Here is a 24602-nt window from a genome sequence, read left to right on the forward strand (position 1 = left end):
CGACTCCAGCTCTCCCGACTTCAATCGGGAGATAGCTCAGCGGTAGAGCACGAGCCTGAAAACCATGGCCGCGCCACTCGGACGCCGGATTTCCATCCTCCCAAAATTCCCCGGAAATGCCGCGAGAAATGCGGTCCGCGCGCGGACCCCGTGAAGGCCCTTTCGGCCACGCATTTTCGCGAAATTCTGTTCACACCAGGGTTACCCACTACGTCGGGCGACTCGGCGGAAGCGGCGGGTAGGGCTCCGATAAGTTGCTGAAATAGCTGGGGCTTCTGGCTGAAACTCGCAATGTGAGAATAAGCTACTTAGTAAAATTATCGCGCAACCTTGAAATACACAACCATCCTGTGACACTGTGCTTTCTAATCTTTCCGTTTAGGAGGATTACATGGTGAATCAGCGAGTACGCGGTGTTCTTGGTGTAGCGGCGCTGTCCTTCCTCGTTGGTTGCAACGAGTCCACCCCTGCTCCCGAGGCCAAGCCCCAGGACACCGCGACGAAGAGCGCGGCGGCCCTGCAGCTGACCGGGAAGAAGGTTGTTGCTACGGATTCCTCCGGTGTCGCCAAGTTCATCACCGGCGACCTCGGCCCCGCACCGCAGGCGGCCGCGGGCTTCTCGGCCCTGGGCCAGGCGGACCTGGCTCCGGTGGCGGCGCTCATCGCGCCCCAGCTGAACCTGAACCCGGCGGACCTGGTCCTGAAGAAGACGTTCACGGACCGCCAGGGCGACGGCCACGTCGTCTACGGCGTGAAGGTCAACAACATCCCCGTGCTGTACGGCCAGCTGCGTCTGACGACCCGCGGTGGCAAGGTCATCGCGGCGTCCACCAACACCCGCAGCGACCTGAAGGCCACGGCCAAGGCGAGCGTGGACGTGTCGGTGGCGAAGGACGCCCTGCAGGCGGACCGCTCCACGTTCGACGGCCTGAAGATCGAGGACGGCCACGAGCTGGTCTATTTCCGTGACGGCGACGAGCTGGTGCTCGTCTACAAGCTCATCCAGTCGGGTGAGCGCCGCGACGGGACGCCCGTGCGCGATGTCGTCCTGGTCAACGCGACCAACGGCGACGTGATTGCCCGCCACCCGCAGATCAAGGAGGGCCTGGCCCGCCGGATGCACAACGGCAACAACACCACGACGCTCCCTGGCGCGGTGGTTCGCACCGAGGGCCAGCCCGAGGTCGCCGACCCGGTCGTCAACACGAACTACGACCACCTGGGCACGGTGTACGACTGCTACAGCGAGCTGTTCGGTCGTGACTCGTACGACAACGCCGGCGCCACGCTGGTCAGCACGGTCCACCACCGCGTCGCGTACGTGAACGCCTTCTGGAACGGCACCCAGATGGTGTACGGCGATGGCGACGGCGTGAACGCCAGCAACCTGGCCAACTCCCTGGACGTGACGGCGCACGAGCTGACGCACGCCGTGACGGAGTTCTCCTCCGACCTCATCTACGACAACCAGTCGGGTGGTCTGAACGAGTCCTTCTCCGACATCTTCGGCGCGGTGTGCGAGTGGTACGGCGACGGCAACGTCGTCAGCGCGCGCACGTGGCTGGTCGGCGACGACGTGTGGACGCCGAACATCCCGAACGACGCCCTGCGCTACATGGCGAACCCCACGCAGGACGGGGACTCGCTCGACTACTTCCACGACTACGACGACAGCGTGGACGTGCACTACAGCTCGGGTATCTCCAACCTGGCGTTCTACCTGCTGTCGCAGGGCGGCACGCACCCGACGGGCAAGACCACCATCTCGGTCACCGGCATCGGCATCGAGAAGGCCGCGCAGATCTTCTACCGCGCGAACAACACCATCCTCGAGTCGGACGCCACGTTCGAGGACGCGAAGGTCGCCACCGAGCAGGCCGCCGCGCTGCTGGGCTACACCGCGGATGAGATTGCCTCGGTGACCAACGCCTGGAAGGCCGTGGGCGTGGGCGTGCCCATCATCGTGGACACGACCCCCATCCAGAAGGACGTGCCCATCACCGGCATCGGCTCCACCAGCGGCCAGAAGAAGTACTACGAGTTCAACCTGCCCGAGGGCGCGTACGACCTGAACGTCTCCATCGCCGGCGGCACGGGCGACGCGGACCTGTACGTTCGCTACAACAACGTCCCCACCACCAGCCTGTACGACTGCCGTCCGTACCGCGCGGGCAACGCCGAGTCCTGCGCGTTCGCGACGCCGAGCCAGGGCCGCTGGGTCGTCATGCTCAACGCCTACAGCACCTTCTCCGGCGTGACGCTGACGGTGACCTGGAAGGGTGGCTACATCCCCGTGCAGTCCGGCATCGCGCTGAAGAACCTCTCCGGCGCGGCGGGCTCCTCGAACGTGTACACCATCGAGGTTCCGGAGCGTAAGCCCGGCACCGGCATCAACAGCCTGTACATCCAGACGGGCGAGGGTGAGGGCAACCCGGACATCTACGTGAAGCGCGGCTCGGCGCCGACGAAGTTCGACTACGACTGCCGCAGCGTGAAGGAGCACCAGTCCGAGGTGTGCAACCTCATCAACGTGCCGGCCGGCAAGTACTACATCGAGATCTACGGCGCGAAGGGTGGCTACGAGGGCATCGCGTTCATCGCGTCGCACAAGTAATCACCTGATGTAGACGGCGCGGCCCCGAGGCCGCGCCGCTCCAAGGCCCCGGTCGTCCGTTTCCTCACGGACGTCCGGGGCCGATTCATTTCCAGCGGCGCGAAGCCCTCAGTGCGGGCGGGTGGCGGGGCCGGGGAGGATTTCGCGCAGGCACCGCTCGATGCCGCCCCGGTGCTTCCACTGCATGGGGTAGCCCAGCGACACCTCCTCGAAGCGCACCCCGTCGCGCCACTGCGTGAGCGGGATGTGCAGGTGGCCCGTCACCACGACCTCGGCGCGGTAGCGCGTGTGCCAGTCCTCGGTGCGCCTGGTGCCGCACCAGATGGAGAAGCGGGGGATGCGCGGCAGCCGCACGTGCTCGTGCCGGAGCGGGTAGTGGTTGACGAGGATGGTGCTGCAGCCCGGTGGCAGGGCGTCCAGCCGGGCCCGGGTGGACTCCACGCGCGCGGCGCACCACGCGGAGCGGCTGGGGTACGGGTCCGGATGCAGGAGCACCTCGTCGGTGCACAAGAGGTCGTCCTCGAACGCCCACTCCAGTGCCTTGTCCTCCGGCACGTGGTCCGGGCGGAACGAGTAGTCGTAGCCCAGGAACATGGGGACGATGACGCGGTGGGGGCCCTCGCCGGGCCAGCGCGGGTAGGGGTCCTCCGGCGTGAGCGCGCCGTGGCCGCGGCACAGCGCCACCAGTCGCTGGTAGCGCGCGTCGCCGCGCAGGGAGGGTTGCTCGGAGGGCATGGTCCACAGCTCGTGGTTGCCCGGCACCCAGATGACCTGGCGGAAGCGCGCCGTCAGCGTGCGCAGCATGAAGTCCATCTCGGACAGTGTCTCGCCCACGTCGCCGGCGACGATGAGCCAGTCGTCCGGGAAGGCGGGCAGGGTCTGCAGGGCCTGCTTGTTGTCGGCGTGGCGCAGGTGCAAGTCGCTGATGGCGTAGAGCTTCATGGGGCGTGCGTCACCTTAACGTGCCCGGGGGGCATGCGCCGCCACGGCTCAGGCCCAGGGGTGGGCGGTGGCTTGTCCCAGGGCGCGGAGCCGCGAGTGGAGCTCCCGGGGATGCGCGGCGCGGTCCACCCAGGTGATTTCGCGCGGACACGACCTGGGAGGTGGGCGCACCGCGTGGAGCGCGCAGGCGGTGTGCGGGTGACGCGCGCGCACCGCCTGGAGCAGGTGCAGCCCGTCTCCATCCGGCAGCAGGTCTCCGCAGACGACCACGCGCGGCGGCTGCTCGTGCACGAGCGCGAGGGCCTCCGCCATGTCGCGCGCGAAGCGCTTGGCGCCGGGGAGGTCCCGGACGAGCCGACGCCACGCCGACAGCGCGAGGGGGTCTTCATCCACGAACAGGAAGGTGACGAAGGGCTGCGTGCTCATGGCTTCGACGTGGCGCGGGTGAGGTGACGCATCAGGTCTGCTTCCCATAAGACTACCTGGGAAGTTCTTGGATGCCAACCTCTCAAGTCATATCGACATGGACGAACCCGTTAGGTTAACGAACATGGAAAAGACCCTCGCATCCCGCCTCGGAGGAGCTGCGCGCCTGGCCCGCACCCGGCTGAACCTGACGCAGGCCGACGTCGCGGAGCGCATCGGTATCGCGAGCGAAGTCTACGGGCGGCTGGAGCGCGGCCACATGTTGCCGAGCATCCAGACCTTCCGGCGGCTGTGCGTGGTGCTCTCCATCTCCGCGGACGAGGCGCTGGGGCTCAAGCCCTCGCAGGAGGTGAAGTGGGCCGCGGAGCCTCCCAGCGAGTATGGCGAGTCGGGGGAGCTGCGCCGGCTGTTGCGCCGGGCCAAGCAGTTGGACCGCAGCGCCATCCGGCTGTTGAGCGTGCTGGCCGCGCAGTTCAAGCCCAAGGGCACCTGAGCCGCGGCTTGTCCCCGTTACTTCCGGGGGCTCGTCGTGGAGAGCTTCGACAGCCGGTCCTTGAGCTTCTTCGCGGAGGGGAAGCCGTGGAAGAGCACGACCTGGGGATGGGCCTCCAGCGTCTCTCGCTCGGCGGGTTCCTTCGTCAGCAGGGCGCGGTCGACGCCCAGGAGCAGCCCCGCGTCGGGTCGGGTGCGCAGCTCCGCGAGGCGGCGGGTGAGGGCGCTCGCGTGCCAGGCGTGGAACAGCTCCAGGGCGACCTCCTGACGCGAGCCGCGGTGGCGGAAGGTGAGGTCCGGCACGCAGAGGCTGGCGGCGCCCACATGGCGGGGCAGCGGCGTCAGGTCCAGCTCCCACGCGTCATCCTCGAAGCTGGAGGACAGGGAGGCGACCTCCTCGGGGACATGACCCAACGCGGCGGGTAGGGGAGAGACGAGCGGGTCCTTGTCGCTCAACATCAGCGTGGCCTGGTGGCGCGAGGGCTCCACAGTGGCCTTGAGCTCCCAGCGCTCCAGCACCGGCACCACGGACAGGAACGAGGCGAGCTGCAGGCCGTACTTCTTCTGCAGGGCGAGCATGGCGCCGGGGCCTTCGACCTCCAGCTCCCAGTCCGGGCCATCGCGTCGGACCTCGGCGACGAGCCGGCAGAACTTCAGCCAGCGCAGCACCTTTCGCACGCGCAAGAGCTCCGGTGCGCGAGCCCGCAGCGTCAGCCGCCGCGCGGACAGCAGCGGCCCCTGGGCGAGGGCGAGGTTGTAGCGGTCCACCAGCGCCTGCGCCGTGGGGGGCTCGCCGTCCCAGCCGAGCAGCTTCCGGTTTCCGGGCAGGTCCGCGTACAGCGCCGCGCGCGCATCCTGGAGCGGTGTGGAGAGGGCCTGCTCGAGTCGGGCCTCGTACGCTTCCACCGTGGTGTCGGGCGTGAGGGCGCGGAGCACCTGGGCGGCGGTCTTCAGTCGGGCCCAGCGGGTCTCGGAGACATCGGGCGCGGGCTCCTCGAACGTGAGCCGGTCCACGAGCAGCTTCACGAGACCGCGCGCGATCTTCGGACGCGACCAGGCGCCCGCGAGCAGGCCGAGGCCTTCCTCCACATCGTCACAGATGGCGCCTCGCGAGGCCTCGATGGAGGCGAGCAGCTCTGTCGCGAGTGCGAGGAGCGCCGGGTCGTCGCGCTTCACGAACGCGGGACGGAGGATGCCCTTCTGCGTGCGGTACGCGAGCAGCTCCCGCGTCAGCATGGCGCGCCTCCCGAGGAGAGCGCGGGGGCGCCATGCTTCACGAACTCGAGACGGAGGATGCCCTTCTTCACGCGGTACGCGAGCCGGGGCGGCATGGCGCACTTCCCGTGGAGGGTGCGGGGGGCGTCAGGCCTCACGAAGGCCAGACGGCGGATGCCCTCCTGCGTGCGGCATGCGAGCCGGGTCTGCACGGCGCGCCTCCCCTGGAGCGCGCGAGGGACGCGGGGACGTCGCGCTTCACGAACGCAGGACGGAGGAGGCGCTTCTGCGCGCGGTATGCGAGCAACTCCCGGGGCGGCATGGCGCGCCCCGCGAAGAGCGCCTGGGGAAATGGAAGCCCATCGACGAACGGGACGGCGGTGGCTTGCGTGTCGCGGGGCTCCACAGGTGAAGGCCCAGGGACGCGCGTCACCCCCCGGGAGTCCGGGCATGGTGGCTGGGCGCAAGCTGCCGGAGCGCTGACGTCGCATCTCAGCCCTCCTCCAGGTAGGCGTCGTGCTGCCTGCGCCGCTCGCTGATGCCGCTCTCCGCCGTCTGCGCGGAGCAGACCTCGTACAACATCGCCCTCTTCCCGGGGCGCTTGCGCAGGATGCGCCCCAGCCGCTGCACATGCTCGCGCACGCTCCCGCTGCCACTGAGCACCACGCCCACACGTGCCTCCGGGACGTCGACGCCCTCGTTCAACACGCGCGAGGTGAGCAGCACCGGCAGCTCCCCCGAGGCGAACGCCGCGAGCAGCGCCTTTCTCTCCGGTATCGGCGTGTGGTGCGTGAGCGCGGGCAGCAGCAGCCGCCGCGCCAGCGTGTACACCGTCTCGTTGTCGTCCGTGAAGACGAGCACCCGGTCCTCGCGGTGCTCCAGCAGGATTCTCCACAGCACCTCCTGCTTGCCGCTGGAGGTGAGCGCGATGCGGCGCTGCTCGCGATAGGCCCGGTACGCCGCGCGGCCCTCGTCGCTGCGCTGACTCTGCGCCAGGAAGCGCGCCCAGCCCTCCGGCGCCGACAGCCGCACGCCCAGCTTCCGCACGAAGCCCAGATACAACGCCCGGGCCTCGTCGTAGCGCGCCTTCTCCTCCGCCGTCAGCGGTACCTCCACGCGCTTCACTTCATAGGGCGCCAGGTACTCCCCCTGGAGCTCGCGGATGTCGGTGCGGTGCACCAGCGGCCCCAGCAGTTCCTCGACGACCCGCTCGCCGCCGTCCGTGCGCTCCAGGGTCGCGGTGAGCCCCAGCCGGTACGGCGCCAGCGAGCCCTCCGCGATGAACCGATAGCTGGGCGCCGGCAGATGGTGACACTCGTCACACACGAGCAGCCCGAAGCGGTTGCCGTGGAACTCCGTCTGCATCGCCGCCGAGTCGTACGTCGTCACCGTCAACGCCTGCCGGTCGTTCACCCCGCCCCCCAGCATCCCCACCGGGAGCGAGAAGTGGCGCGCCAGCACGCCCTGCCACTGCGTCATCAGGTCCAGCGTGGGCACCACCACCAACGTGGGCCGCTTCACGTGCGCGATGGCCAGCACCGCGAGCAGCGTCTTGCCCGCGCCTGTCGGCAGCTCCACCAGCCCCTTGCCGCCCGCGCGCGTCCAGGCATCGAGCGCCGCGCGCTGGTGGGGGAACGGCTGGATGGGCACCGTCAGCTCCGCCTCGAGCGGTTCGAAGCGCTTCGCGCGGTCCGTGTACGTCACCCCCAGCTCGCGCAACCGCAGCACCACCTCGCGGTAGTGCCGGGCGGCGGCGCGGTACACCCCCGTGCGCCCGTCCTTCTGGAAGAGGGCGCCCAGTCGCACGTCGTCCGGCAGCGTGGGTGCCACCAGCGTGCCGCAGTCGAAGTGGAGCTCGAGGGGGGCGTCCATGGGGCGAGCGTTGGACGTAGCCGGTCGTTCCCCCTTTCGCCAGCCTCTTGAGAAGTCGAGAGCCCCCGCGAGTCCGAGCGTGCCACCTTGCGGCCGGCCCGGCGTTCGGGGTACCCACCCGCGCCCATGCGTTTTGTCTCGCTCGTTCCCCTGCTGTGTGGGCTGGCGGTCGTCGCCCAAGGTGGTCTCAACAAGCGCTTCGCCGGCCAGTGGGGCCTGCTGAGCGCGGTCCTCATGAACATGGTGGTGGCGACGGTGGCCACCTTCGCCGTGTACGCGGTGGCGCGCACCGTGCCCGGGCTCTGGCCCGAGGCCGCCGCCGCCGAGGGGCGCTTCTCCGGCTTCACCCCCTGGCACCTGCTGCCCGGCCTGTGCGGCGTGGTCATCGTCGTGGGCATGCCGTGGGCCATCGGCCGGCTGGGCGCGGTGCAGTCCGTGCTGCTGCTCATGGCCGCCCAGCTCGTCACCAGCCTCATCTGGGATGCGATGGTGGAAGGGCGTCCGGCGACGGCGGCCCGGGTGTTGGGCTCGGCGGTCGCCTTCGCGGGTGCGGCCATCGCGGTCTGGAAGGGTTAGCTTCCCAGGCAGATGCGTCGCGTCCTCATCGCCAGTCCCCATGCCGCGTCGCGGGAGCTGCTCCGCCGCGTGCTCGCCGTCGGCGACGAGCGCCTGTCCATCTCCGCCACCGGCGACACGGACGACGCGCTCGCCGCCATCGCGTCCTCGCCGCCCGCGCTCGTGGTGGTGGACCTGCGCCGGCAGGACGAGGACCACCCGCTCTTCCTGGGGCTGTTGCGCAAGCGCTACCCCACGCTGCCCGTCATCGCCCTGGTGCCCGGACGGATGCGCATCCTCGATGGCGTCCGCGAGCGCGTCGTGGACGCGCCCGGTGAGTCCGCCGAGTCCCTCCACCAGCTCCTGGAGTCGCTGCGCACGGCGGTGCGCGAGCTGGTCGCGCAGGATTTGCTGCGCGTCCTGCGCACGCCGGTGGGGCGGGCCTGAGCGCCTGTCACAGGCGCAGCCGGTAGCCCAGTCCGCCCGCGAGGACGCCGCCGACATTCACGTCGCCCGTGGTGACGAAGTCGAGCGGCGCCAGGTGGTAGTGCGCCTCCAGGAAGAGGCCCCCTGGACCCAGCGGCAGCTCCACGCCGAGCAGGGCCTGGAGCCCCAGTCCGCCGCCGCTCTCCGACGCCGTGGCGCCGAACAGGTCCGACGTGGCGCGGTGCAGGTACAGCCCGGGGCCTCCGCCCACGTACGGCGTCAGTGAGCCGAAGGCCCGCTCGAAGCGATAGACGGCCGACAGCAGGAAGGCCACCTCGCGCACCGCGAGCGTGTAGCGGCCATCCGGAGGCGGCGCGCCGAAGCCTCCGAGCTGCGGGTCCGTGAGGACGCCGGACGTCTGCGGGCGGTGGTAGCCCACCTCCAGCGTCACGGCCAACCGTCGCTCGAGCCAGGGCGTGACGTAGCCCAGCTCCAGCCCCAGGTAGAGGTCTCCGCCCAGCGACGTGGTGGACTTGAAGTAGCCCACCTTGGGCGCGAGCAGCACGTTGCCTCCCTCCGTGGGGGCGGGCTTCGCGCCGGAGGTGAGCGCCGCGAGCGCGACGAGCACGAGGGCATTCATGGCTGCACGGCTCCAGGGACGTCGAGGGGCGCGGCCTGCTCCCAGGTGAAGCCAGGTCCGCCCACCACCGTGAAGCCCTCCGTCGCGGGCACCTCGCCCAGCGCGCCCGCGGGGTCCAGGACCTCGAGCGCATAGGGGCCGCCCACGACGATTCCGCCCGGGCAGGTGGGGTCACCTCCAGGCTCGTCGAACCCCGAGCACGTGGGCACCACCGCGCGCAGCTCCTGCGGCGACACCAGCTCCACCGAGCGCAGGGGGATTCGCTGCGTCTGGGACGGCGCCGACTTCACGGGGGCCACGATGTAGACCTCGGGCACGGCGCTGAACGCGCGCTGGGCTCCGGTGGGCGTGTTGCGGATGAGGACGGTGGTGTCGGCCCGCTCCGTGCCCGAGCGCGGTGACACGGTGAGGAGGCCCAGGCGCGGGTAGCGCACGTCGAGCGCGCCCGTCGCCACGGCCTCACACCCGTCTCCATGCGCGAGCACCAGGCTGTAGACACCCTCGGGCGTGCCCGGCGGCAGCTCGGACTCCACGCGCGTGGGCGAGACGACGGTGACGAAGAAGAGCGGCTGGTCCTCCACGCCCTCGCGGCGCAGGGAGAGCAGCGGGCTGGTGCCCGGCTGGAAGCCCTGGCCCTCGATGACGATGGGGTTGGAGTCCGCGGCCGAGTAGCCATCCGCGGGCGGCATCACCCGCGCCACCGAGGGCGGCTCCACCACCAGCAGCGCGTCCGGCAGCCGGCCCATGCCTCCCAGGGGATTGGCCACCTCCACCGCGTAGCTGCCCGGGGAGAGCTCCACCGGCGGCGAGCTGTCGCGCGTGGGCACGTCGAGCAGCAGCAGCTCCGGCCGCACATAGAAGACCTGCTCGCGCGTCAGCGTGTACGTGGATGGGCCGCGCAGGGTGACCTCCGGCAGCTCCACCGTGGGCGCGTCGGTGAGCACCTCGCCCGGCACGGGGGAGAAGCGCCGGCCCTGGAGCTCCAGCCTCCAGCCCGTGGCCCCTCCCTGGGCGTTGCAGAGTCGGGTGAGCTCGCCCACGCGGGCTCGCGGATTGACCACCCGCTCCACGGCGGGCGTGGGTCCCTCCGTCGTTCGCGAGCACCCACCGAGCACGAGCACGGCGGTGGCGATGGCTGTCAGGCGCAAGGCGCTCCCTCCCCTTCGGCTGCGAGGTCGCGCACGTTAGGACGCCCTCCCCGGAGGTCCGGAGATTTTTCCGGTTTCGGTCCCCCAGGCCATCCCGCGGGACGGGGGCTCCTTCGCAACCCCTCGAAGTCATTGGTTTCGAGCGGCGTCCGAGGGACGGCACGGCGGATGCTATGGCCACGCGCCGCGGGGGACGACGCGGGTCGGTGGGGGGCGATGGGGGCGGGTCGGTGGGGGGCGCTGGGGGGGACGAGAGCGCGTCGTCGCGAGGGGAAGGGCGGGGACGAGTCGGTGCCTGGAGTGGGGAGGCAGGGCTTGTCGGTGGGACGAGGGATGGGGGCCGGTCGGGGGGAGCAGGACGTCAAGCGCGGCGGAGCTTCGGGCGACGCGAGCGGCGTGGCGGGTGGAGGGGGAAGGGCGGGGGGCGAGGAGGCGGGCTCCGGTGGAACGAAGCAGGCATCCGCCGGAGCCTGGTCCACCTCGTTGAAGGGTGGCGAGGCCATGCGCACCGTTGGTCGGCGGGGGTGGGTTGCCCCGATGACGACGGTTGGCAAGGTCAGGGGCCGCGGAGCGTCGCGGCGGCTTGGGGTGGGGATTCGACGCATGGGGACGCGGTCCACGCTGCTCGCGTTGGTGGTGCTGCTCGTGGCACCGATGGCGAGCGCATTCGAGGCAGGGGATATTCGCCGTCGGGCGACACAGGACCCCGAGCGGGTCGCGCCCTTCGGGTTGATGCTGGACGCGGGGGTGACGGAAGGCGCGGGGTTGTCCATCTCGTTCCGTCCCGCGCGGGTGGTGCGGCTGCACCTGGGCGCCACGCACAACGGAGTTCGCGCCGGCGCGCGGGCGGGGCTCACGCTGTTGCCGCTGCGAAGCCGGGTGTCGCCCGCCTTCAGCGTGGAGATTGGCCACGCGCAGCCCGCGGACGTGCGCGCCCTGGAGCGCAGGCTGGCGGACCTGTCACTGCCGCCGCTGCCGTCGCTCGAGCGCGTGGGCTACACGTACGCGAGCGGACTGGTGGGCTTCGAGGTCAGCATGCCCCGGAGCATCACCTTCTTCGTGCGCGGCGGGGTGAGCTTCATGGAGCTGTATGGCCCCAGCTTGAAGGACCTGGACGAGCCGCTCCGGGGCACCGTCGGGCCCGCGGAGGACCGGTCGTGGATGCTGCGCACCGTGCGCCCCACGGCGAAGCTCGGCTTCATCCTGAACTTCGGCTAGCGGAAGGTGTCGAAGAAGGCCAGCGCCTGGTCTTCCGCCCAGAAGCGGGGACGGTGCAGCTTGCCGGCGACGAAGCCCACGTGTCCGCCGTGCGGGGTCAACACCACGCTCAGGTGCGGGTTGTCCTTCGCGTCCGGCGGGATGACGGGCGCCTGCAGCATCGGGTCATCCGCGGCGCTGATGAGCAGCGTGGGCTTGCGGATGGCGTGCAGCCTGGGGCCCGACGAGGACTCGGCGTAGTAATGCTCCGCGCTGTTGAAGCCGTGCAGGGGCGCGGTGACGGCGTGGTCGAACTGGCGCACCGTGCGCGCCGCCTCCATGGCCCGGCCGTCGAAGGCGTTGGGGAAGCGCTTGAGCTTCGCTCGCGCCTTGCTCTTGAGCGTGCGCAGGAAGCGCTCGCGGTAGATGCGGTGGAACGGGCCGGGACCATCCAGCTTGGCGCAGCACGCGTCCAGGTCGTACGGCGCGCTGATGGACGCGGCGGCGCGGACGGGGGCCTCCTCGCCCTGGTCCTCGAGCAGTCGGCAGAGCACGTTGGCGCCCAGCGAGAAGCCCACGGCGAAGAGCGGCCCGGTGACGCGGGCGCGCAAGTCCCTGAGCAGGCCGAGCGTGTCGTCGATGTGGCCCGAGTGATACGTGCGCGCCAGCCGGTTGGGCTCACCGCTGCAGGAGCGGAAGTTGAGCGCGGTGGCGCCCCAGCCACGCTGGGCCGCGCCCCGGAGGATGGCGGTGATGTAGCCCGCCTGGGAGGAGCTCTCCAGCCCATGCAGGGCCACCACGTGCGGCGCGCCGCTGGGGCCGTCGAAGGTGTCCAGATCGACGAAGTCACCGTCGGGCAGTTCGCGCCGCTGGCGCTTCAGCGGAGGAGCGTGACGGGGACGCACGAAGTTCGCGTAGATGGTCTGCGCGTGTTCGTTCGTCAGGCCCGGCGCGGCGATGAAGGGCTCGGTCGGCTGGAAGCTCACGGCCGGGGGATAGCGCCCCGGCTCGCGGGGGACAAGGGGCCGTGTCAGGCCGGCTCGTCCGGGCGTTCTCCACCGGGCGCTCCGGCCTGAAGCCGGGCGGCGGCCTGCCGGGCGCGCTTCATGGAGGGGCAGCCCTGCTCCTTCACGGCGCGGGCCTCCTCCGTCAAATCGAAGAGGGCCAGGTACTTGTGCACGCGCTCGTCCAGGGTGGGCGCCTCGATGAGGCGGCACACCTCGTCGGCCTGGTAGTCGCGGCAGATGCTCGGCCGCTGCTCGTAGATGGCGCAGAGGTTGTCGGGCAGCAGGTGCGGGCACCTGAGCCCGAGCGGCTTGTCGAGCGCCGCGATGTCCGGCGCCACGCAGCAGGCGCCACAGAGGGTGCATTCCATGGGGCCTCCGCCTCGTGGGCTCAACGTGGGACGGCCTTCTTCACTTCCCCGCCGTTCGTCACCGTGAGGACCACGCCCTGGCCCTTCTTCCACGACAGGAACTCGGCCTCCGTCTTCGGCTCCAGCACCTGCTCCTTCACCCCGTCGTCCTCGTAGCGCACGTTCACCACGTACGTCTCCTCGCGCCGCTGACGGTCCTGCGGTCCCACCTGGAGCGTGGGCCAGCGCGGGGCGCCGTCCTGGCCGGAGGCCTCGCGCCGGTCCACCTTGCGCCACTCGTGCGTGTCATAGGTGCACCGCCGCGCGTAGACGGGCTCGTTGCGGTAGCGCGTCTGGTCCTGACAGTCCTCGTAGGACTCGTTGCAGTACTTCGTCACGTCCTCGCAGACCTCCTCCGCGAAGCCGTTGCCCTTGTCGCGTCGGCGGCACTTCTCCTCGGTGCCACACGCCACCTTGCGCGTCTTGGAGCGGCACACGCGCTCGGTGCCGTCCGCCACCTTGCGCGTGCCGCGCTGGCGCTCCACGCAGCCGCGCACGTTCTCCACGCCGGCGATTTCTCCCGCGCCGTTGACGGGCATGCGCGCGCTCGCCTGGCGCAGCTCGTCCGCCCAGCCCTCCTTCTCCACGCGGGTGAAGCGCTCCTGCACCACCGCCACCTTCCACGACGTGCCCGTCACTTCACCCGGGTAGTCGTGCGTCTGGTTCGACCAGCCCGAGTACACACAGGTTCCGAAGCAGCACGACAGCAGCGCGCCCAGCAACAGCCACATCCCCAGCCGGGGCTTCTTCTTCGGCGGCGGCGCGGGGGCGGGCGCCTGTCCCGACAAATCCTTCCGGGGCCCCACCTTCGAGTCCGACTCGCGCTCGGCGTTGCAGTGCTTGCAGCGGGGATGGTCACCCCGGTTGGCGGCGCCGCAGAAGGCGCAGAACCAGTCCTCGCCCGCGTTCGCCAGCTCCACCGCCTTCTCGTCCGTCACGCCCTCGCGCAGGGACTTGCCGCTCGTCGCGTCCACGTCGCCGAAGTCGAAGTCCGACTCGTCGCCCGACAGCTCCCGCGGGTTGTTGCACGTGGGGCAGCGCTTGTGCCGGGCGAGGATGCCCTTGGCGTCGCACGAGGTGCAGTTCCAGGTGCCTTCGATGATGCGCGTGCGCTTGGCCATGTCGGCGCATCCTATCCGCGCGTCACACCCAGAGGGCGCGCGAGAAGGTCACCCGCTCGGCGGGTGGCAACCCGGCCCTGAGCGGTCTCAGCATGGGCAGCGAGCCCTCCCGGGCCACGCGCGTGGCGCCCGGAATCCGCGCCAGCCAGGGCAGGGTGCCCGGCTCCTCCCAGACGACCACGCGGGATAGGCCCGCCCGGTGCGCCACGCCCCGCGCGGCCTCCATCAGGGCCATGGAGTCCTCGAGCGACTCCGCGTCGAACAGCAGCACCACCAGCTCGCCGTAGCGGGCCATCATCGCCCATAGCGCGAACGAGCGGCCCACCACCGCGCCGCAGGCCTCCGGCCGGGGGCGACGCAAGAGCTCCGCGTAGACCCGCTCCCGCTCCAGGTGCCAGTCCACCTGCGTCGGGCTCGGCCACAGCAGGAAGGGCACGTCCGGACGCTGCAGGCGCCCCATCACCTCCGGCACGTCCCCGTCGCACAGGAGCGCGTCCACCGCGTGCGTGGACAGTCCACCCATGGCGGGCAGGTTCCAGTCCCACGCGGGCGCCTCGCGATAGCCCGAGCGCCGGTAGAGCGGCGCGCCCACGTCCGAGAAGAGCAGGGCCGCGTGCCGGTCCGGGCCCTCCTGGGCGACGTGCTCGGCGACCTGGTCCATCAGCCGCGTGGCGTGGCCGTGGCCGCGCAGCTCGGGCACCGTGAAGACGCTGGCGATGGCCTCGCTGACGCCGGGCGTGACCACGCCGTCCGGGCCGCGCAGGTGGCTGTCGGTGCGGAACGTCTCGCACGAGGCCAGCACCTGTCCGCCGTCGTCGACGAGCAGCCAGGTGCGCATGCCCTCGCGGCACCAGGGATGCGCGCGCAGCCGCACCTCGCGCTGGTGGAACTGCTCCACGGTGAGGGGCGAGCCCCAGGCTGCATGGGTGACGCGGTCGCGCTCGGCTTTCTGGGCGTCGGTGGCGAGGACCAAGGGCATGTCACGCCAGGGTATCGCCACCCGGCCATCCCGTGCATCACCCGGCTCCCACAAGGCCGTCCGTCCGCCTCACAGGCGCGTGCTGTACGGGAAGCGCACGTGGAACTGGAGGTAGGCCTGGCCCACGTGGAAGATGCCGTCGCGCACCCGGTCCGGCAGCCCCAGCCCGCCCAGCTCCTGCGGCACGTAGAGCGCGGACTCCCAGCCCAGGCTGATGAGGAAGCTCTTGGAGAGCTGCAGCTCCAGGTCCACGCCCAGCTCCGCACCCGGCCTCACGAAGTGCGTGTCCGCCAGCGTGTCCGAGTGCAGGTACGCATACGTCAGGAGCACCCCACCACCCACCGCCAGCCGCACCGGGCCGGACGTCAACGGCAGCCCCAGCCCCAGGGGCTTCCAGGTGACGCCATACATGCCGGTGTCGCGCACCTTGGGGGAGATGATGAGCGAGTCGGGGATGAAGATGGACGGGGAGATGCGCACCTCGTCCACGCTCTTGGCGTACTTGCGGTAGCGGGACGGGATGGCGCGCTGGTTCTTCTTCAGCCAGTCCTTGTCCAGCACCGCCTCGACGGAGAGCTTCAGCCCGGTGTGGATGGGCTGGTCGTCGAAGACAGGCCCGAAGAAGAGGAACGCGGCGGGCCCCACGCCCACGTCCACGGGCACCGTGACGTTCCGCGCGGCGGCCACCACGGGGGACAAGAGCAGGCACAGCGACGCGATGCGGGCGAGGTGCATGGTGGGAATCCTCCTGGGTGAAGCCAGCCCCGCCCCGGAATTAAGCACAACCCGCGAATCAACCATTGCCGCACCGCGCGTGTTTGGAGCAGGAAGGAGACGCGCCGGCCCGGGGGGAGCCGAGGACGTCTCGCGTCGCCCCGAATCCAGGTCCGGCGGCACCGAGACGACTGGAGAACCGATGCTTTCCGCCGCCCTTCTGATTGCCACCTCCCTGCAGGCCCAGACGCCTGCGCCCACGCCCGCCGCGCAGGAGCCCGCGGCCCCCGTCGCGGCCGCGCAGGCCACCACGTCCGAGGAGCGCGCCGCCGCCGCCGCCGAGCGCGCCGCCGCCGCCGCCGAGCGCGCCGCCGAGGCCAGCGTCCGCGCCGCCGAGGCCGCCGAGCGCGCCGCGGGGGTCATCGCCGGCACCCCGGCCGCTCCGGGCGCCGCCGCCCCCGCGGACGAGAAGAAGAAGAAGGAGGAGTGGGACATCACCCTGGGCCTGGGCCTCATCTCGCTGACGGGCAACGCCTCCACGCTCACCTTCAGCGGCCTGGCCAGCGCGCAGCGCACGACGGAGCACTGGATTGTCGGCATCCGGGGCTACGGCAACTACGGCCGCAGCCGCCCGCCCGAGGTGGCCGGGGAGGAGCAGGAGTCGCAGCTCGTCGCCCTCAACGCGGGCCTGGAGCTGCGCGGAGACCGCCGCTTCACGCAGATGCTCAGCGGCTACCTGCTGACGGGCGCCGAGACGGACCACGTCAAGAGCGTGGAGTCGCGGACCATCGGCGAAGGCGGTCTGGGCGTGCTGTGGTGGGACGAGAAGAAGAAGGACGAGCGCGAGTCCTACCTGCGCACGGACCTGGCCTTCCGCTATGCGCGCGAGACGCGCTTCCAGTACTACCCCTCGCGCCTGGACCTGCCGGACGTGGACATCGGCGGCCCCCGCTTCGGTGTCGCCTTCCGCTACGGCATCACCAAGGACGTGCTCTTCAAGGAGGACGCCGAGGTGCTCCTGAGCGTCATCGGCGACTCGCGCGTGCTGGTGAACAGCCAGACGCAACTGGCGGTGAACCTGACGGAGGCGCTCTCCCTGGGCGTCAGCTTCCTGGTGAAGCACGACAGCAAGCCGCCCGAGGGCAAGGTGCCCACGGACACCGCGCTGGCCTTCAACTTCCAGGTCGCGCTCTAGCCCGCAAAAGCAACGCGGCGCCGAAGGAAGGTCCTCGGCGCCGCGGCTTGATTCGAAGGGGCGGGTGAGTGCCCCTCGAGGGACGTCAGTGGCTCGGCGCGGGAGGCGTGTCCTTCAGTTCCGGGGGCTGCACGCCGCCGCCGAAGCGGCCGCGCTGCGCACCCGTGCCGATGTCCGGCGGCTGCAGGTCGCTGTACTGCGAGCCCGGCGGGTTGGCGCCGCGGAAGCGCGTGCCCAGGTCCGCCATGGGGATGACGAGCGCGAGAATCACGAAGACGATGGACACGGCGAAGATGAGCCGGTTGACGCCCTGGTGCTCCGCGAGGTGCATGAAGTACAGCGTCACCAGCGTGCCCTTCACCGTCGCGATGACGATGGCGAGCAGCAGGCCGAACGACGGCAGGTGCATCCGGCCGGTGACGACGGTGACGACCGTCAGCACCAGGAGGACACCCCAGATGAGCCAGTAGCGGCCCGCTCCGTGGTGCTCCGTCATGTTCTTCTCTTCCTGATGGGATTCGTTGGCGATGGCCATGGTGGTGTCGCCCTCAGACCAGGTACAGCATGGGGAACAGGAAGATCCACACCAGGTCGACGAGGTGCCAGTACATGCTGCCCAGCTCGACCATCGTGTAGTTCTTCGGACCGAAGTCGCCCTTCTTGAAGGCGCGAATCATCGCCACCGTCAGCACGCCCATCCCGATGAGGACGTGCAGGCCGTGCAGCGCCGTCGAGCAGAAGTAGACCGTGAAGTACAGCGAGATGCCCGGCAGCTGGATGTCCGGGTAGCTGTAGTAGCGGCCCGGCAGCGTCCCGACGTGGAACTTGTGGCTGTACTCGAAGTACTTGATGACGAGGAAGGCGACGGCCATCAGGAGGGTGAGCGCCAGCATCACGCCCACCTTCTTGTTCTCGCCGTGCTTCGCGTGGTGCACCGCGAGCGCCGCCGTCAGCGAGGACGTGATGAGGACCACGGTGTTCACCGTGCCCATCGTCAGGTCCAGGCTGCGGCTGCCCGCCGCCCACGCCTCCGGGAAGAGGAAGCGGTAGCAGCCGTAGCAGACGAAGAGGCCGGCGAAGAGCAGGATTTCCGTCGCCAGGAACAGCCACATCCCCAGACGGGCGGCGTGGTTCTGCACCTCGAGCGACGCGAAGTGCATCGCCAGGCGCGGCGTGTTGGCCGCGCCGTCGGCGGTGTGAGCGCTAGACTGCATCGGGAACCTCGGCCTTCTTCGGGTCGACGTAGAAGTGGGGCTCCTCGGGGAACGTCGGCTGAGGCCCCACGAAGTTGTGCGTCGGCGGAGGAGACTCGCTCAGCCACTCGTAGCCCTTGCTGCGCCACGGGTTCTTGCCAGCGGCCTTGCCGTAGACCAGCGCGTACGCCAGGTACATGGCGATGATGATGAACCCGAAGGCCAAGAGCGTCGCGCCCGCGGTGGAGGCGACGTTCAGCGCCTGGAAGCGCTCCGGGTAGTCATAGTACCGGCGCGGCATGCCGTTGTTGCCCAAGAGGAACTGGGGGATGAACGTGGCGTTGAACCCCAGGATGATGAGCGCCGCGGACACCAGGCCCCATCCCTCGTGGTACGTGCGCCCGAACATCTTCGGGAACCAGTAGTGCAGGGCGGCCAGGAAGGCCATGATGGTCGCGCCCACCATGATGAAGTGGAAGTGCGCCACGACGAAGTACGTGTCGTGCCACGCCACGTCCAGCGACACCGTGCCCAGCGCGATGCCCGTCATGCCACCGAACACGGTGAAGAACAGGAAGCCGCAGAAGTAGGCGAAGGGCGTCTTGAAGTCGACCGCGCCCTTGTAGACGGTGCCCACCCAGTTGAAGACCTTGATGGCGGTGAACACACCCACCAGCATGGTCAGCACGCCGAACACGCCGGCGTCGAAGGTGGACTGGCCGGACACGAACATGTGGTGGCCCCAGGCGAAGAAGCCCACGAAGGCGATGCCCAGGGACGAGTACGCCACCGCGCGGTAGCCGAAGATGTTCTTGCGGCTGTACGTGCTGACGATCTCGCTCATCACGCCGAAGGCCGGCAGCACCATGATGTACACGGCCGGGTGGCTGTAGAACCAGAACAGGTGCTGGAAGAGCACCGGGTCGCCGCCGCGCGCCGGGTCGAACATGCCGAAGCTGAACAGGTTCTCCACCGTCACCAGGACCAGCAACAGGCCGATGACTGGCGTCGCGAGCACCTGGATGCAGCTCGTCGCGTAGATGGCCCACACGAACAGCGGCATCTTGAACCAGGTGATGCCCGGCGCCCGCATGGTGTGGCAGGTGACGATGAAGTTGATGCCCGTGGCGATGGAGCTGAAGCCGATGATGAACGCGCCGAACAGCACGGGCGCCACCGTCGTCGTCGTGTGCGTGCTGTACGGCGTGTAGAACGTCCAGCCCGTGTCCAGGCCGCCGTTGAGCATGCCCCACAGCGCCAGCACCGCACCCGCCAGGTAGATGTAGAGCGAGGCCAGGTTCAGTCGCGGGAAGGCCACGTCCTTGGCGCCCAGCATCAGCGGCAGCATGAAGTTGCCGAAGACGGCCGGAATCGCCGGAATCATGAACAGGAAGATCATGACCAGGCCGTGGAGCGTGAACGTACGGTTGTACGTCATCGCGTCCATGATGGTCGGGCCCGGGGTGAGCAGCTCCACCCGGATGAGCAGCGCGAAGATGCCGCCCACGAGGAAGAAGAGCAGGACCCAGAACAGGAACATCAGGCCGATGCGCTTGTGGTCCACCGTCAAGAGCCAGCTCTTGATGGTGGTGCCGTCCACCAGATAGCTCGGGTGGTGGTCGTGGTGCTCGTCGTGCGGGGCGGCCCCCGCCGTGTCGATGCTACTGGATGGGGTCATAGGCGGGTCCCTCGGAGGCGCCCTCGCGGACGTTCGGAGTGCGAAGCGACTTGATGTATTCGACGATGGCGGCCGTCTCGGGGCCCTGCAGCTTGCCCTGGTACGTCGGCATCACGTTCTGGTAGCCCGCCACCAGGTGGGCTCCCGGGTCCATCATCGACTGGGTGATGTAGGCCTCGTCCACCCGGATGTCCTGACCGTCGTCGAGCTTCTCCACGCGGTCATACATGCCGAGGAAGGTGGGGCCGATGTGCGCCGAGCCGTCCACCGAGTGGCACTTGAGGCAGCCCTGCGTACCGGCCAGGATCTGCCCCTGCTCGACCATCCGGGCGACCGGCGGCACCAGCGAGGTGTCCGCGAGCGCGTCCTGACGGTCCTGCAGCCGGCCGCGGCGCTGCTCCTTGATCCAATCCTCGTACTCCTCCTCGGGGAGCACGACGACCTCGGCCAGCATCTTCGAGTGCGACAGGCCACAGTACTCGGTGCAGAGCACCTGGTACGTGCCGGGCTTGGTCGCCTCGAACCAGATCTGCGTGTAGCGACCCGGCAGCGCGTCCATCTTGATGCGGAACGCCGGCACGTAGAACGAGTGCAGCACGTCACGGGACGTGATGAGCAGGCGCACGGGACGGTTGGCGGGGACGTGCATCACGTTCACGCCGTTGGGGCCCTCCGGGTAGGAGAACTTCCACATCCACTGCTTGCCCATGACGTAGACGTCCATCGCGTCCTTGGGCGGGGTGGTGACCCAGGTGAAGTCCCGGAAGCCGATACCGAACCAGGCCAGGAAGAACACCAGCGGCACGGAGACGAAGAGGAACTCCGTCTTCAGCGTGGGGACGACGTACTCCGTCGCCTGGGCGGGGAGCCGCCGGCGGTACCGGAAGAACATGAACAGCGCCGCGAGGCCGACACCCGTGGACATCACCATCGTCGTTCCCACGACGAAGTGGTGCAGCAGGTCGACCCGTTCCGCGAACGTGGACGCGCTCTCCGGGAGGAACAGAAGGTTGTTGAGAAGCTCGCTCATGCCGCCGCGCCTTTCTTCAGCTCGCGCCTCCAGAAATAGATCAGCATCGTCGCCAGGGCGAAGAAGACGGCCAGTGCGCCCAGGCGGATGAACCCGAAGATGTAGAAGCCATACCGCCGGGTGGCGGTGTCATACTTGAAGCAGGACATCACCACGCGGTCGAAGCTGGTACCCACGCGGCCGCCGGCCGCCTCCAGCAACGCCAGCTTCATGTCCTTGGGAGGGAAGTCCGTCCCGTACAGGTACCGCGACAGCGTCCCTTCCGGCGTGAGCACCATCACCACCGCGGGGTGGGCGTACTGCCTGGTGCTCTCGTCGTACGTGTACTTGAAGCCCACCGCGTCCGCGAGGCGGCGGATCTCCGCGTCCGTCCCGGTGAGGAAGTGCCAGGGCGCGCTCTCGGGCTTGCCCATGGACTGAAGGTGCTTGCGCCGGCGCTCGCTGCTCATCGCCGGGGTGTCCTCGGGGTCCACGCTGATGGTGACCGCCTCGTAGTCGCGGCCCAGCTCCAGACCCAGCTCCCGCATCGTCTTCACCTGGGCGTTGAGCACCAGGTTACAGAGCATGGGGCAGTTGTAATAGACGAGCGTCAGCAGCGTGGGCAGCGTCTTGGGCAGCACCGTCCCCAGCGTCACCTCCTGGCCATTGGAGTCCAGGAAGCGGGTGAGGGGAGGAACCGGGTCACCCAGGTGCTCCTCCACGTCCACGCCCTTGAGCTGGGGCGGGGCGTCCTGCTGGGCCTCGACGATGGAGCGGGGCGTCTTGCCGCCGCCCGGCATCGCCGGGGCCGGGGTCGCCGTGCCCAGCACCAGGGCCACCGCGACGAGCATCCCCAGGCGGGGGGCGCACTGGGGGATGTGGGAGAAGAGGGACATCATCGCGAGCGGCTCTTACGTGATGCTGGCGGCGGAAGCTACTGCCGAGGAGCCGGGGTCGGCTCCTGGGGCTGCTCGGGGGCCGGCGCCGGGGCGGGCGGAGGCGGGGCGTTCTGCTTCGTGATGACCGTCTTCATGGCCTCGTCCAGGGACGGATGGGCCTTGACACCCGGCTGGTCACCCCAGCCGGCCTTGAGCGCCTGCTGCTGGCCGCCGATCTTCTCCTCGGCGTGCCAGTCCTGCTCGAACAGGCGCTGGTTGACGATGCCCACCTCGTACTGCCCCATGGCCGCGGGAATCGGAGGAGGACCGTCCGGCTGGGCCTCCTTCATGGTGCGCACCTGGATGGCGTAGGCCCAGACGATGCCCACCGCGAAGATGACGAGCGAGCCGACACCGATGCCCACCACCTTGCTCATGACGATGTGGTCTTCCTCGGCGGCCACACCGTGGGCGCCGACGATGACACGCGACTCGAGCTCAACCTGGGTCTTCTTCATGGCTGCACGTACCTCAGGGACTCCGCGATGTAGGGGTCCTTCACCGGCATCGTGTAGCTGTTGCTCGCGTTCTTCAGCGCGAACCCCACCGCGATGCCGCCCACGCCCACGAACGAGGTGACGAGCGTGATGATGCTGAGCGGGTTGGCCAGCAGCTGAGGCCCGGCACTGCCCGTCAGCGCCGGCCAGATGAGCCAGTACAGGTCGAACGCGTGGACCGCCAGCAGGTAGAAGGCCACCAGCGACAGCTTGCGGGGCTGCAGCTTCAGATTTCGCGACAGCAGCGTGAAGAACGGCAGCACGAAGTGCAGGAAGAACAGGGCGATGGACGACGGCTTCCACGCTCCGAAGATGCGCAGGCCGTACCAGGGCGCCTCTTCCGGGATGTTGGCGATCCACACCAGCATGAACTGGGAGAAGGCGATGTAGGCCCAGAACGCCGTGAAGGCCAGCATCAGCTTGCCCAGGTTGTGGAAGTGGGCCGTCGTCACCAGGTTGCCGAACAGGCCCTGGCCCCGGGCGTACGTCGCGACGATGGTCAGGATGCAGAACGCCGACAGGAAGCTGCCCGCGAAGTAGTACACGCCGAAGATGGTGGACTGCCACAGCGGCGTCAGGCTCATCAGCCAGTCGAAGGACGCGAAGGTGATGGTCAGCGCCAGGGGAGGGAGCATGCCCGGGGAGAAGCGGCGCAGCCGCCGGGTGAAGTCCAGGCCACCCTCGGTGTCCTGCTGCACGCTCAGCTTGCGCAGCTTCCACGCGGCGAAGATCCACACCGCGAAGTAGATGACGTGACGGATGCCCATGAAGTCCGGGCGCAGGTACCAGTGGATCTTGTGCGACAGGTGCTCGGCTTCCAGGCCGGTGATGCTCGCGGCCAGCGGCGAGCCCGGCCACCAGGGGTACAGGTAGCCCGCCATGAAGACCAGCGGGATGATGAGCGCCACGAAGACGGGGATGGTGGACGCACCCGTCTCCATCGTGCGGCGCAGCAGGATGAGCCACTTGGCCTTGGCCGTGTGGAAGATGGCGATCATGATGATGAACGCCACGCTGATGCCCACCCAGTAGGTGAACGCGAGCAGGTAGCTGTGGGCGGCGATGCCCTTCGCGTCGGTGGCGAAGAAGATGGCCAGGGTGGCCAGGATGCCCAGGACGCCCACGCCGAACGCCGGCACCATGTACTTCGGCGTGCCGGTGTAACGCTCGAGGGGAACGGAGGCTTCGGCTGCGGGGCTCATCGGTTCTCCTGCGGGACGGGCTGCTGACCGGCCGTCCGGATGTTTCGGGCTTCCTGGAGGGCTCGCACGTAGGCGACCACGGCCCAGCGCTCGCGCACGTCGAGCTCGCCAGAGAAGGACGGCATCACGCCGTAGCCCTCGTTGATGGCCGTGTAGAAGTGACCCGCCGGCTTGGTCTCCAGCTCCAGCAGCGACGGAGGCAGGCGCAGCGCCATGTTCTCCGCCACCACGCTGTTGCCGTCGCCGAGCACGCCGTGGCACTGCGAGCAGACGATGTTGTACTTGCGCTGGCCCAGCGTCAGCAGCGCCTGGTCCACCGTCACGGGGATGGTGGCCGTGGGCTGGCCGTTGGCGCGGCCGGTGACGGCCGTCTGGCGGGCGATGGGGTCCTTGATTTCGGACACGCTCGCGAAGCGCTCACGCGGAATGGTGTTCGCCGGGGGCTGGCGCATGGCGCGGCCATCCGCCCAGAAGTCCGAGGCCTCGTAGTACTCGTACTTGGCCTGGTGCTCCATGCGCTGCAGGAACTCCGAGGGGACGTCGCAGCCCGACAGGGCGACGAGTCCGGCGGCGGGGATGAGCCACCTCATTCCTTCTCTCCCGTGACGACGGTCACCTGGGTGGCACCCAGGGCCTTGAGCTGGTCGATGACGGCGGTGGAGTCCTGGCCCGTCGCGTGCGGCACGCTCAGCCAGTAGCCGTGCGTGGACGCCGTGCGGAACTCCTCGGACTCGAAGACGGGGTGGTACGGCTGCGGCAGCCGGCTCAGCCCCAACAGGCCGAAGAAGATGCCGAACGCCGCGAACAGCACCGACAGCTCGAAGGTGATGGGCACCCACGCCGGCAGCGACAGCAGCGGGCGACCGCCGATGTTCAGCTTGTAGTCGATGGTGTTCATCCACGTCTGCATGGAGAGCGCCGTCACCAGGCCCGTCAGGCCGCCGCACAGGGCGATGAAGGGCACGCGGGACGGCGGGAGGCCCAGGGCCTCCGAGCCGCCGTGCAACGGATAGGGGGAGTACGTATCCATCCCCTGGAAGCCCTTCTCCCGCATCTGGCGGGTGGCATCCACGAGGATGTCTGGCGTCGCGAACTCGGCCAGCACCCAGGAATCGAGGACCTTGGCTTCCATGAC

The 24602-nt window shown here is 69.4% G+C and carries 27 protein-coding genes; 6 read left to right on the plus strand and 21 right to left on the minus strand.

The window, feature by feature from the left end:
• Nucleotides 1-391: 391 nt before the first annotated feature.
• Complete coding sequence (locus OWM54_RS29215; RefSeq protein ID WP_223748362.1) at nucleotides 392-2614, plus strand: M4 family metallopeptidase; 2223 nt, start codon at nucleotides 392-394, stop codon at nucleotides 2612-2614.
• A 108-nt stretch (nucleotides 2615-2722) separates the two neighbouring features.
• Here the strand turns inward: OWM54_RS29215 and OWM54_RS29220 are convergent, their stop codons facing one another.
• Both OWM54_RS29220 and OWM54_RS29225 read right to left on the minus strand, forming a co-directional pair.
• Nucleotides 2723-3556: a metallophosphoesterase family protein gene (locus OWM54_RS29220; RefSeq protein WP_267699638.1), complete on the minus strand. Its 834-nt coding sequence runs from the start codon at nucleotides 3554-3556 to the stop codon at nucleotides 2723-2725.
• 48 nt (nucleotides 3557-3604) lie between these two features.
• A complete protein-coding gene (locus OWM54_RS29225) occupies nucleotides 3605-3982 on the minus strand; it encodes a response regulator (protein ID WP_223748364.1) in 378 nt (125 codons plus the stop codon).
• A 124-nt stretch (nucleotides 3983-4106) separates the two neighbouring features.
• On the opposite strand from OWM54_RS29225, the gene OWM54_RS29230 reads away from it, so the two are divergent.
• A complete protein-coding gene (locus OWM54_RS29230) occupies nucleotides 4107-4475 on the plus strand; it encodes a helix-turn-helix transcriptional regulator (RefSeq protein ID WP_046715939.1) in 369 nt (122 codons plus the stop codon).
• Between the two features lie 17 nt (nucleotides 4476-4492).
• Here the strand turns inward: OWM54_RS29230 and OWM54_RS29235 are convergent, their stop codons facing one another.
• From OWM54_RS29235 to OWM54_RS29245, 3 genes are all read right to left on the minus strand, one after another.
• A complete protein-coding gene (locus tag OWM54_RS29235) occupies nucleotides 4493-5710 on the minus strand; it encodes a DUF790 family protein (protein ID WP_267699639.1) in 1218 nt (405 codons plus the stop codon).
• Entirely contained in the window at nucleotides 5704-5901 is a 198-nt protein-coding gene (locus OWM54_RS29240) for a hypothetical protein (RefSeq protein ID WP_267699640.1), read from the minus strand. The genes OWM54_RS29235 and OWM54_RS29240 overlap by 7 nt, the downstream gene beginning before the upstream one ends.
• A gap of 280 nt (nucleotides 5902-6181) precedes the next feature.
• Nucleotides 6182-7561, minus strand: coding sequence for a DEAD/DEAH box helicase (locus OWM54_RS29245; protein ID WP_267699641.1), 1380 nt, complete (start codon nucleotides 7559-7561; stop codon nucleotides 6182-6184).
• Nucleotides 7562-7687: 126 nt separating this feature from the next.
• On the opposite strand from OWM54_RS29245, the gene OWM54_RS29250 reads away from it, so the two are divergent.
• Together OWM54_RS29250 and OWM54_RS29255 are read left to right on the plus strand one after the other, a co-directional pair.
• On the plus strand, nucleotides 7688-8137 hold the full coding sequence (locus OWM54_RS29250) for a DMT family transporter (protein ID WP_141325312.1): 450 nt from the start codon (nucleotides 7688-7690) through the stop codon (nucleotides 8135-8137).
• Between the two features lie 12 nt (nucleotides 8138-8149).
• Nucleotides 8150-8563 carry a response regulator gene (locus tag OWM54_RS29255; RefSeq protein ID WP_141325311.1) on the plus strand — a complete coding sequence of 138 codons (414 nt, stop codon included), beginning with the start codon at nucleotides 8150-8152 and terminating at the stop codon, nucleotides 8561-8563.
• Between the two features lie 7 nt (nucleotides 8564-8570).
• Here the strand turns inward: OWM54_RS29255 and OWM54_RS29260 are convergent, their stop codons facing one another.
• Nucleotides 8571-9182: an outer membrane beta-barrel protein gene (locus OWM54_RS29260; RefSeq protein ID WP_267699643.1), complete on the minus strand. Its 612-nt coding sequence runs from the start codon at nucleotides 9180-9182 to the stop codon at nucleotides 8571-8573.
• Nucleotides 9179-10330 carry a hypothetical protein gene (locus tag OWM54_RS29265; protein ID WP_267699644.1) on the minus strand — a complete coding sequence of 384 codons (1152 nt, stop codon included), beginning with the start codon at nucleotides 10328-10330 and terminating at the stop codon, nucleotides 9179-9181. Before OWM54_RS29265 ends, OWM54_RS29260 begins: the two co-directional genes overlap by 4 nt.
• A 603-nt stretch (nucleotides 10331-10933) precedes the next feature.
• On the opposite strand from OWM54_RS29265, the gene OWM54_RS29270 reads away from it, so the two are divergent.
• The gene (locus tag OWM54_RS29270; protein ID WP_223748369.1) at nucleotides 10934-11548 is read left to right on the plus strand and encodes a hypothetical protein; all 615 of its coding nucleotides are present in this window, start codon (nucleotides 10934-10936) and stop codon (nucleotides 11546-11548) included.
• Here the strand turns inward: OWM54_RS29270 and OWM54_RS29275 are convergent.
• From OWM54_RS29275 to OWM54_RS29295, 5 genes are all read right to left on the minus strand, one after another.
• Nucleotides 11545-12513: a hydrolase gene (locus OWM54_RS29275; protein ID WP_267699645.1), complete on the minus strand. Its 969-nt coding sequence runs from the start codon at nucleotides 12511-12513 to the stop codon at nucleotides 11545-11547. The two genes, OWM54_RS29270 and OWM54_RS29275, sit on opposite strands and share 4 nt — an antisense overlap.
• 44 nt (nucleotides 12514-12557) lie before the next feature.
• Complete coding sequence (locus tag OWM54_RS29280) at nucleotides 12558-12902, minus strand: YkgJ family cysteine cluster protein (RefSeq protein ID WP_141332238.1); 345 nt, start codon at nucleotides 12900-12902, stop codon at nucleotides 12558-12560.
• Nucleotides 12903-12922: 20 nt separating this feature from the next.
• Nucleotides 12923-14062 carry a hypothetical protein gene (locus OWM54_RS29285; protein ID WP_267699646.1) on the minus strand — a complete coding sequence of 380 codons (1140 nt, stop codon included), beginning with the start codon at nucleotides 14060-14062 and terminating at the stop codon, nucleotides 12923-12925.
• Nucleotides 14063-14084: 22 nt separating this feature from the next.
• On the minus strand, nucleotides 14085-15041 hold the full coding sequence (locus tag OWM54_RS29290) for a GNAT family N-acetyltransferase (RefSeq protein WP_267699647.1): 957 nt from the start codon (nucleotides 15039-15041) through the stop codon (nucleotides 14085-14087).
• 69 nt (nucleotides 15042-15110) lie between these two features.
• Nucleotides 15111-15776 (minus strand): hypothetical protein, encoded by a 666-nt coding sequence (locus OWM54_RS29295; protein WP_248546146.1) that lies wholly within the window; start codon nucleotides 15774-15776, stop codon nucleotides 15111-15113.
• 181 nt (nucleotides 15777-15957) lie between these two features.
• Between OWM54_RS29295 and OWM54_RS29300 the strand changes: the two genes are divergently transcribed.
• Nucleotides 15958-16950, plus strand: a complete 993-nt coding sequence (locus tag OWM54_RS29300) for a DUF481 domain-containing protein (protein WP_141332234.1) — start codon at nucleotides 15958-15960, stop codon at nucleotides 16948-16950.
• Nucleotides 16951-17035: 85 nt separating this feature from the next.
• On the opposite strand, the gene OWM54_RS29305 is transcribed toward OWM54_RS29300, so the two are convergent.
• The 9 genes from OWM54_RS29305 to OWM54_RS29345 are packed head-to-tail and all read right to left on the minus strand — an operon-like array spanning nucleotide 17036 to nucleotide 24599.
• Nucleotides 17036-17485 (minus strand): cytochrome C oxidase subunit IV family protein, encoded by a 450-nt coding sequence (locus OWM54_RS29305; protein WP_141332233.1) that lies wholly within the window; start codon nucleotides 17483-17485, stop codon nucleotides 17036-17038.
• Between the two features lie 13 nt (nucleotides 17486-17498).
• On the minus strand, nucleotides 17499-18164 hold the full coding sequence (locus tag OWM54_RS29310) for a cytochrome c oxidase subunit 3 family protein (RefSeq protein ID WP_141332232.1): 666 nt from the start codon (nucleotides 18162-18164) through the stop codon (nucleotides 17499-17501).
• Complete coding sequence (gene ctaD, locus OWM54_RS29315; RefSeq protein ID WP_046715924.1) at nucleotides 18154-19821, minus strand: cytochrome c oxidase subunit I; 1668 nt, start codon at nucleotides 19819-19821, stop codon at nucleotides 18154-18156. Before ctaD ends, OWM54_RS29310 begins: the two co-directional genes overlap by 11 nt.
• Nucleotides 19805-20851: a cytochrome c oxidase subunit II gene (gene coxB / locus OWM54_RS29320; protein WP_223748377.1), complete on the minus strand. Its 1047-nt coding sequence runs from the start codon at nucleotides 20849-20851 to the stop codon at nucleotides 19805-19807. The genes ctaD and coxB overlap by 17 nt, the downstream gene beginning before the upstream one ends.
• Nucleotides 20848-21729, minus strand: a complete 882-nt coding sequence (locus OWM54_RS29325) for an SCO family protein (RefSeq protein ID WP_141332230.1) — start codon at nucleotides 21727-21729, stop codon at nucleotides 20848-20850. The genes coxB and OWM54_RS29325 overlap by 4 nt, the downstream gene beginning before the upstream one ends.
• Before the next feature lie 35 nt (nucleotides 21730-21764).
• On the minus strand, nucleotides 21765-22226 hold the full coding sequence (locus OWM54_RS29330; protein ID WP_074951071.1) for a hypothetical protein: 462 nt from the start codon (nucleotides 22224-22226) through the stop codon (nucleotides 21765-21767).
• On the minus strand, nucleotides 22223-23467 hold the full coding sequence (locus OWM54_RS29335) for a hypothetical protein (RefSeq protein WP_267699648.1): 1245 nt from the start codon (nucleotides 23465-23467) through the stop codon (nucleotides 22223-22225). The genes OWM54_RS29330 and OWM54_RS29335 overlap by 4 nt, the downstream gene beginning before the upstream one ends.
• The gene (locus OWM54_RS29340; RefSeq protein ID WP_223748379.1) at nucleotides 23464-24057 is read right to left on the minus strand and encodes a c-type cytochrome; all 594 of its coding nucleotides are present in this window, start codon (nucleotides 24055-24057) and stop codon (nucleotides 23464-23466) included. The genes OWM54_RS29335 and OWM54_RS29340 overlap by 4 nt, the downstream gene beginning before the upstream one ends.
• Nucleotides 24054-24599, minus strand: coding sequence for a DUF3341 domain-containing protein (locus tag OWM54_RS29345; RefSeq protein WP_223748380.1), 546 nt, complete (start codon nucleotides 24597-24599; stop codon nucleotides 24054-24056). Before OWM54_RS29345 ends, OWM54_RS29340 begins: the two co-directional genes overlap by 4 nt.
• Nucleotides 24600-24602 lie beyond the last annotated feature (3 nt).

Origin of the sequence: Myxococcus sp. MISCRS1, from assembly GCF_026626605.1 — a bacterium.
Lineage (GTDB): Bacteria > Myxococcota > Myxococcia > Myxococcales > Myxococcaceae > Myxococcus > Myxococcus fulvus.

What these genes read in the sequence shown, in the direction of transcription:
- OWM54_RS29235 (WP_267699639.1), bottom strand. Translation starts at nt 5,710, where the DNA reads ATGCTGACGCGGGAGCTGCTCGCGTACCGCACGCAGAAGGGCATCCTC.
- OWM54_RS29255 (WP_141325311.1), top strand. Translation starts at nt 8,150, where the DNA reads ATGCGTCGCGTCCTCATCGCCAGTCCCCATGCCGCGTCGCGGGAGCTG.
- OWM54_RS29345 (WP_223748380.1), bottom strand. Translation starts at nt 24,599, where the DNA reads ATGGAAGCCAAGGTCCTCGATTCCTGGGTGCTGGCCGAGTTCGCGACG.
- OWM54_RS29330 (WP_074951071.1), bottom strand. Translation starts at nt 22,226, where the DNA reads ATGAAGAAGACCCAGGTTGAGCTCGAGTCGCGTGTCATCGTCGGCGCC.
- coxB (WP_223748377.1), bottom strand. Translation starts at nt 20,851, where the DNA reads ATGAGCGAGCTTCTCAACAACCTTCTGTTCCTCCCGGAGAGCGCGTCC.
- OWM54_RS29285 (WP_267699646.1), bottom strand. Translation starts at nt 14,062, where the DNA reads ATGGCCAAGCGCACGCGCATCATCGAAGGCACCTGGAACTGCACCTCG.
- OWM54_RS29340 (WP_223748379.1), bottom strand. Translation starts at nt 24,057, where the DNA reads ATGAGGTGGCTCATCCCCGCCGCCGGACTCGTCGCCCTGTCGGGCTGC.
- OWM54_RS29280 (WP_141332238.1), bottom strand. Translation starts at nt 12,902, where the DNA reads ATGGAATGCACCCTCTGTGGCGCCTGCTGCGTGGCGCCGGACATCGCG.
- OWM54_RS29270 (WP_223748369.1), top strand. Translation starts at nt 10,934, where the DNA reads ATGGGGACGCGGTCCACGCTGCTCGCGTTGGTGGTGCTGCTCGTGGCA.
- OWM54_RS29300 (WP_141332234.1), top strand. Translation starts at nt 15,958, where the DNA reads ATGCTTTCCGCCGCCCTTCTGATTGCCACCTCCCTGCAGGCCCAGACG.
- OWM54_RS29225 (WP_223748364.1), bottom strand. Translation starts at nt 3,982, where the DNA reads ATGAGCACGCAGCCCTTCGTCACCTTCCTGTTCGTGGATGAAGACCCC.
- OWM54_RS29290 (WP_267699647.1), bottom strand. Translation starts at nt 15,041, where the DNA reads ATGCCCTTGGTCCTCGCCACCGACGCCCAGAAAGCCGAGCGCGACCGC.
- OWM54_RS29250 (WP_141325312.1), top strand. Translation starts at nt 7,688, where the DNA reads ATGCGTTTTGTCTCGCTCGTTCCCCTGCTGTGTGGGCTGGCGGTCGTC.
- OWM54_RS29310 (WP_141332232.1), bottom strand. Translation starts at nt 18,164, where the DNA reads ATGCAGTCTAGCGCTCACACCGCCGACGGCGCGGCCAACACGCCGCGC.
- OWM54_RS29230 (WP_046715939.1), top strand. Translation starts at nt 4,107, where the DNA reads ATGGAAAAGACCCTCGCATCCCGCCTCGGAGGAGCTGCGCGCCTGGCC.
- ctaD (WP_046715924.1), bottom strand. Translation starts at nt 19,821, where the DNA reads ATGACCCCATCCAGTAGCATCGACACGGCGGGGGCCGCCCCGCACGAC.
- OWM54_RS29245 (WP_267699641.1), bottom strand. Translation starts at nt 7,561, where the DNA reads ATGGACGCCCCCCTCGAGCTCCACTTCGACTGCGGCACGCTGGTGGCA.
- OWM54_RS29335 (WP_267699648.1), bottom strand. Translation starts at nt 23,467, where the DNA reads ATGAGCCCCGCAGCCGAAGCCTCCGTTCCCCTCGAGCGTTACACCGGC.
- OWM54_RS29295 (WP_248546146.1), bottom strand. Translation starts at nt 15,776, where the DNA reads ATGCACCTCGCCCGCATCGCGTCGCTGTGCCTGCTCTTGTCCCCCGTG.
- OWM54_RS29215 (WP_223748362.1), top strand. Translation starts at nt 392, where the DNA reads ATGGTGAATCAGCGAGTACGCGGTGTTCTTGGTGTAGCGGCGCTGTCC.
- OWM54_RS29260 (WP_267699643.1), bottom strand. Translation starts at nt 9,182, where the DNA reads ATGAATGCCCTCGTGCTCGTCGCGCTCGCGGCGCTCACCTCCGGCGCG.
- OWM54_RS29220 (WP_267699638.1), bottom strand. Translation starts at nt 3,556, where the DNA reads ATGAAGCTCTACGCCATCAGCGACTTGCACCTGCGCCACGCCGACAAC.
- OWM54_RS29305 (WP_141332233.1), bottom strand. Translation starts at nt 17,485, where the DNA reads ATGGCCATCGCCAACGAATCCCATCAGGAAGAGAAGAACATGACGGAG.
- OWM54_RS29325 (WP_141332230.1), bottom strand. Translation starts at nt 21,729, where the DNA reads ATGATGTCCCTCTTCTCCCACATCCCCCAGTGCGCCCCCCGCCTGGGG.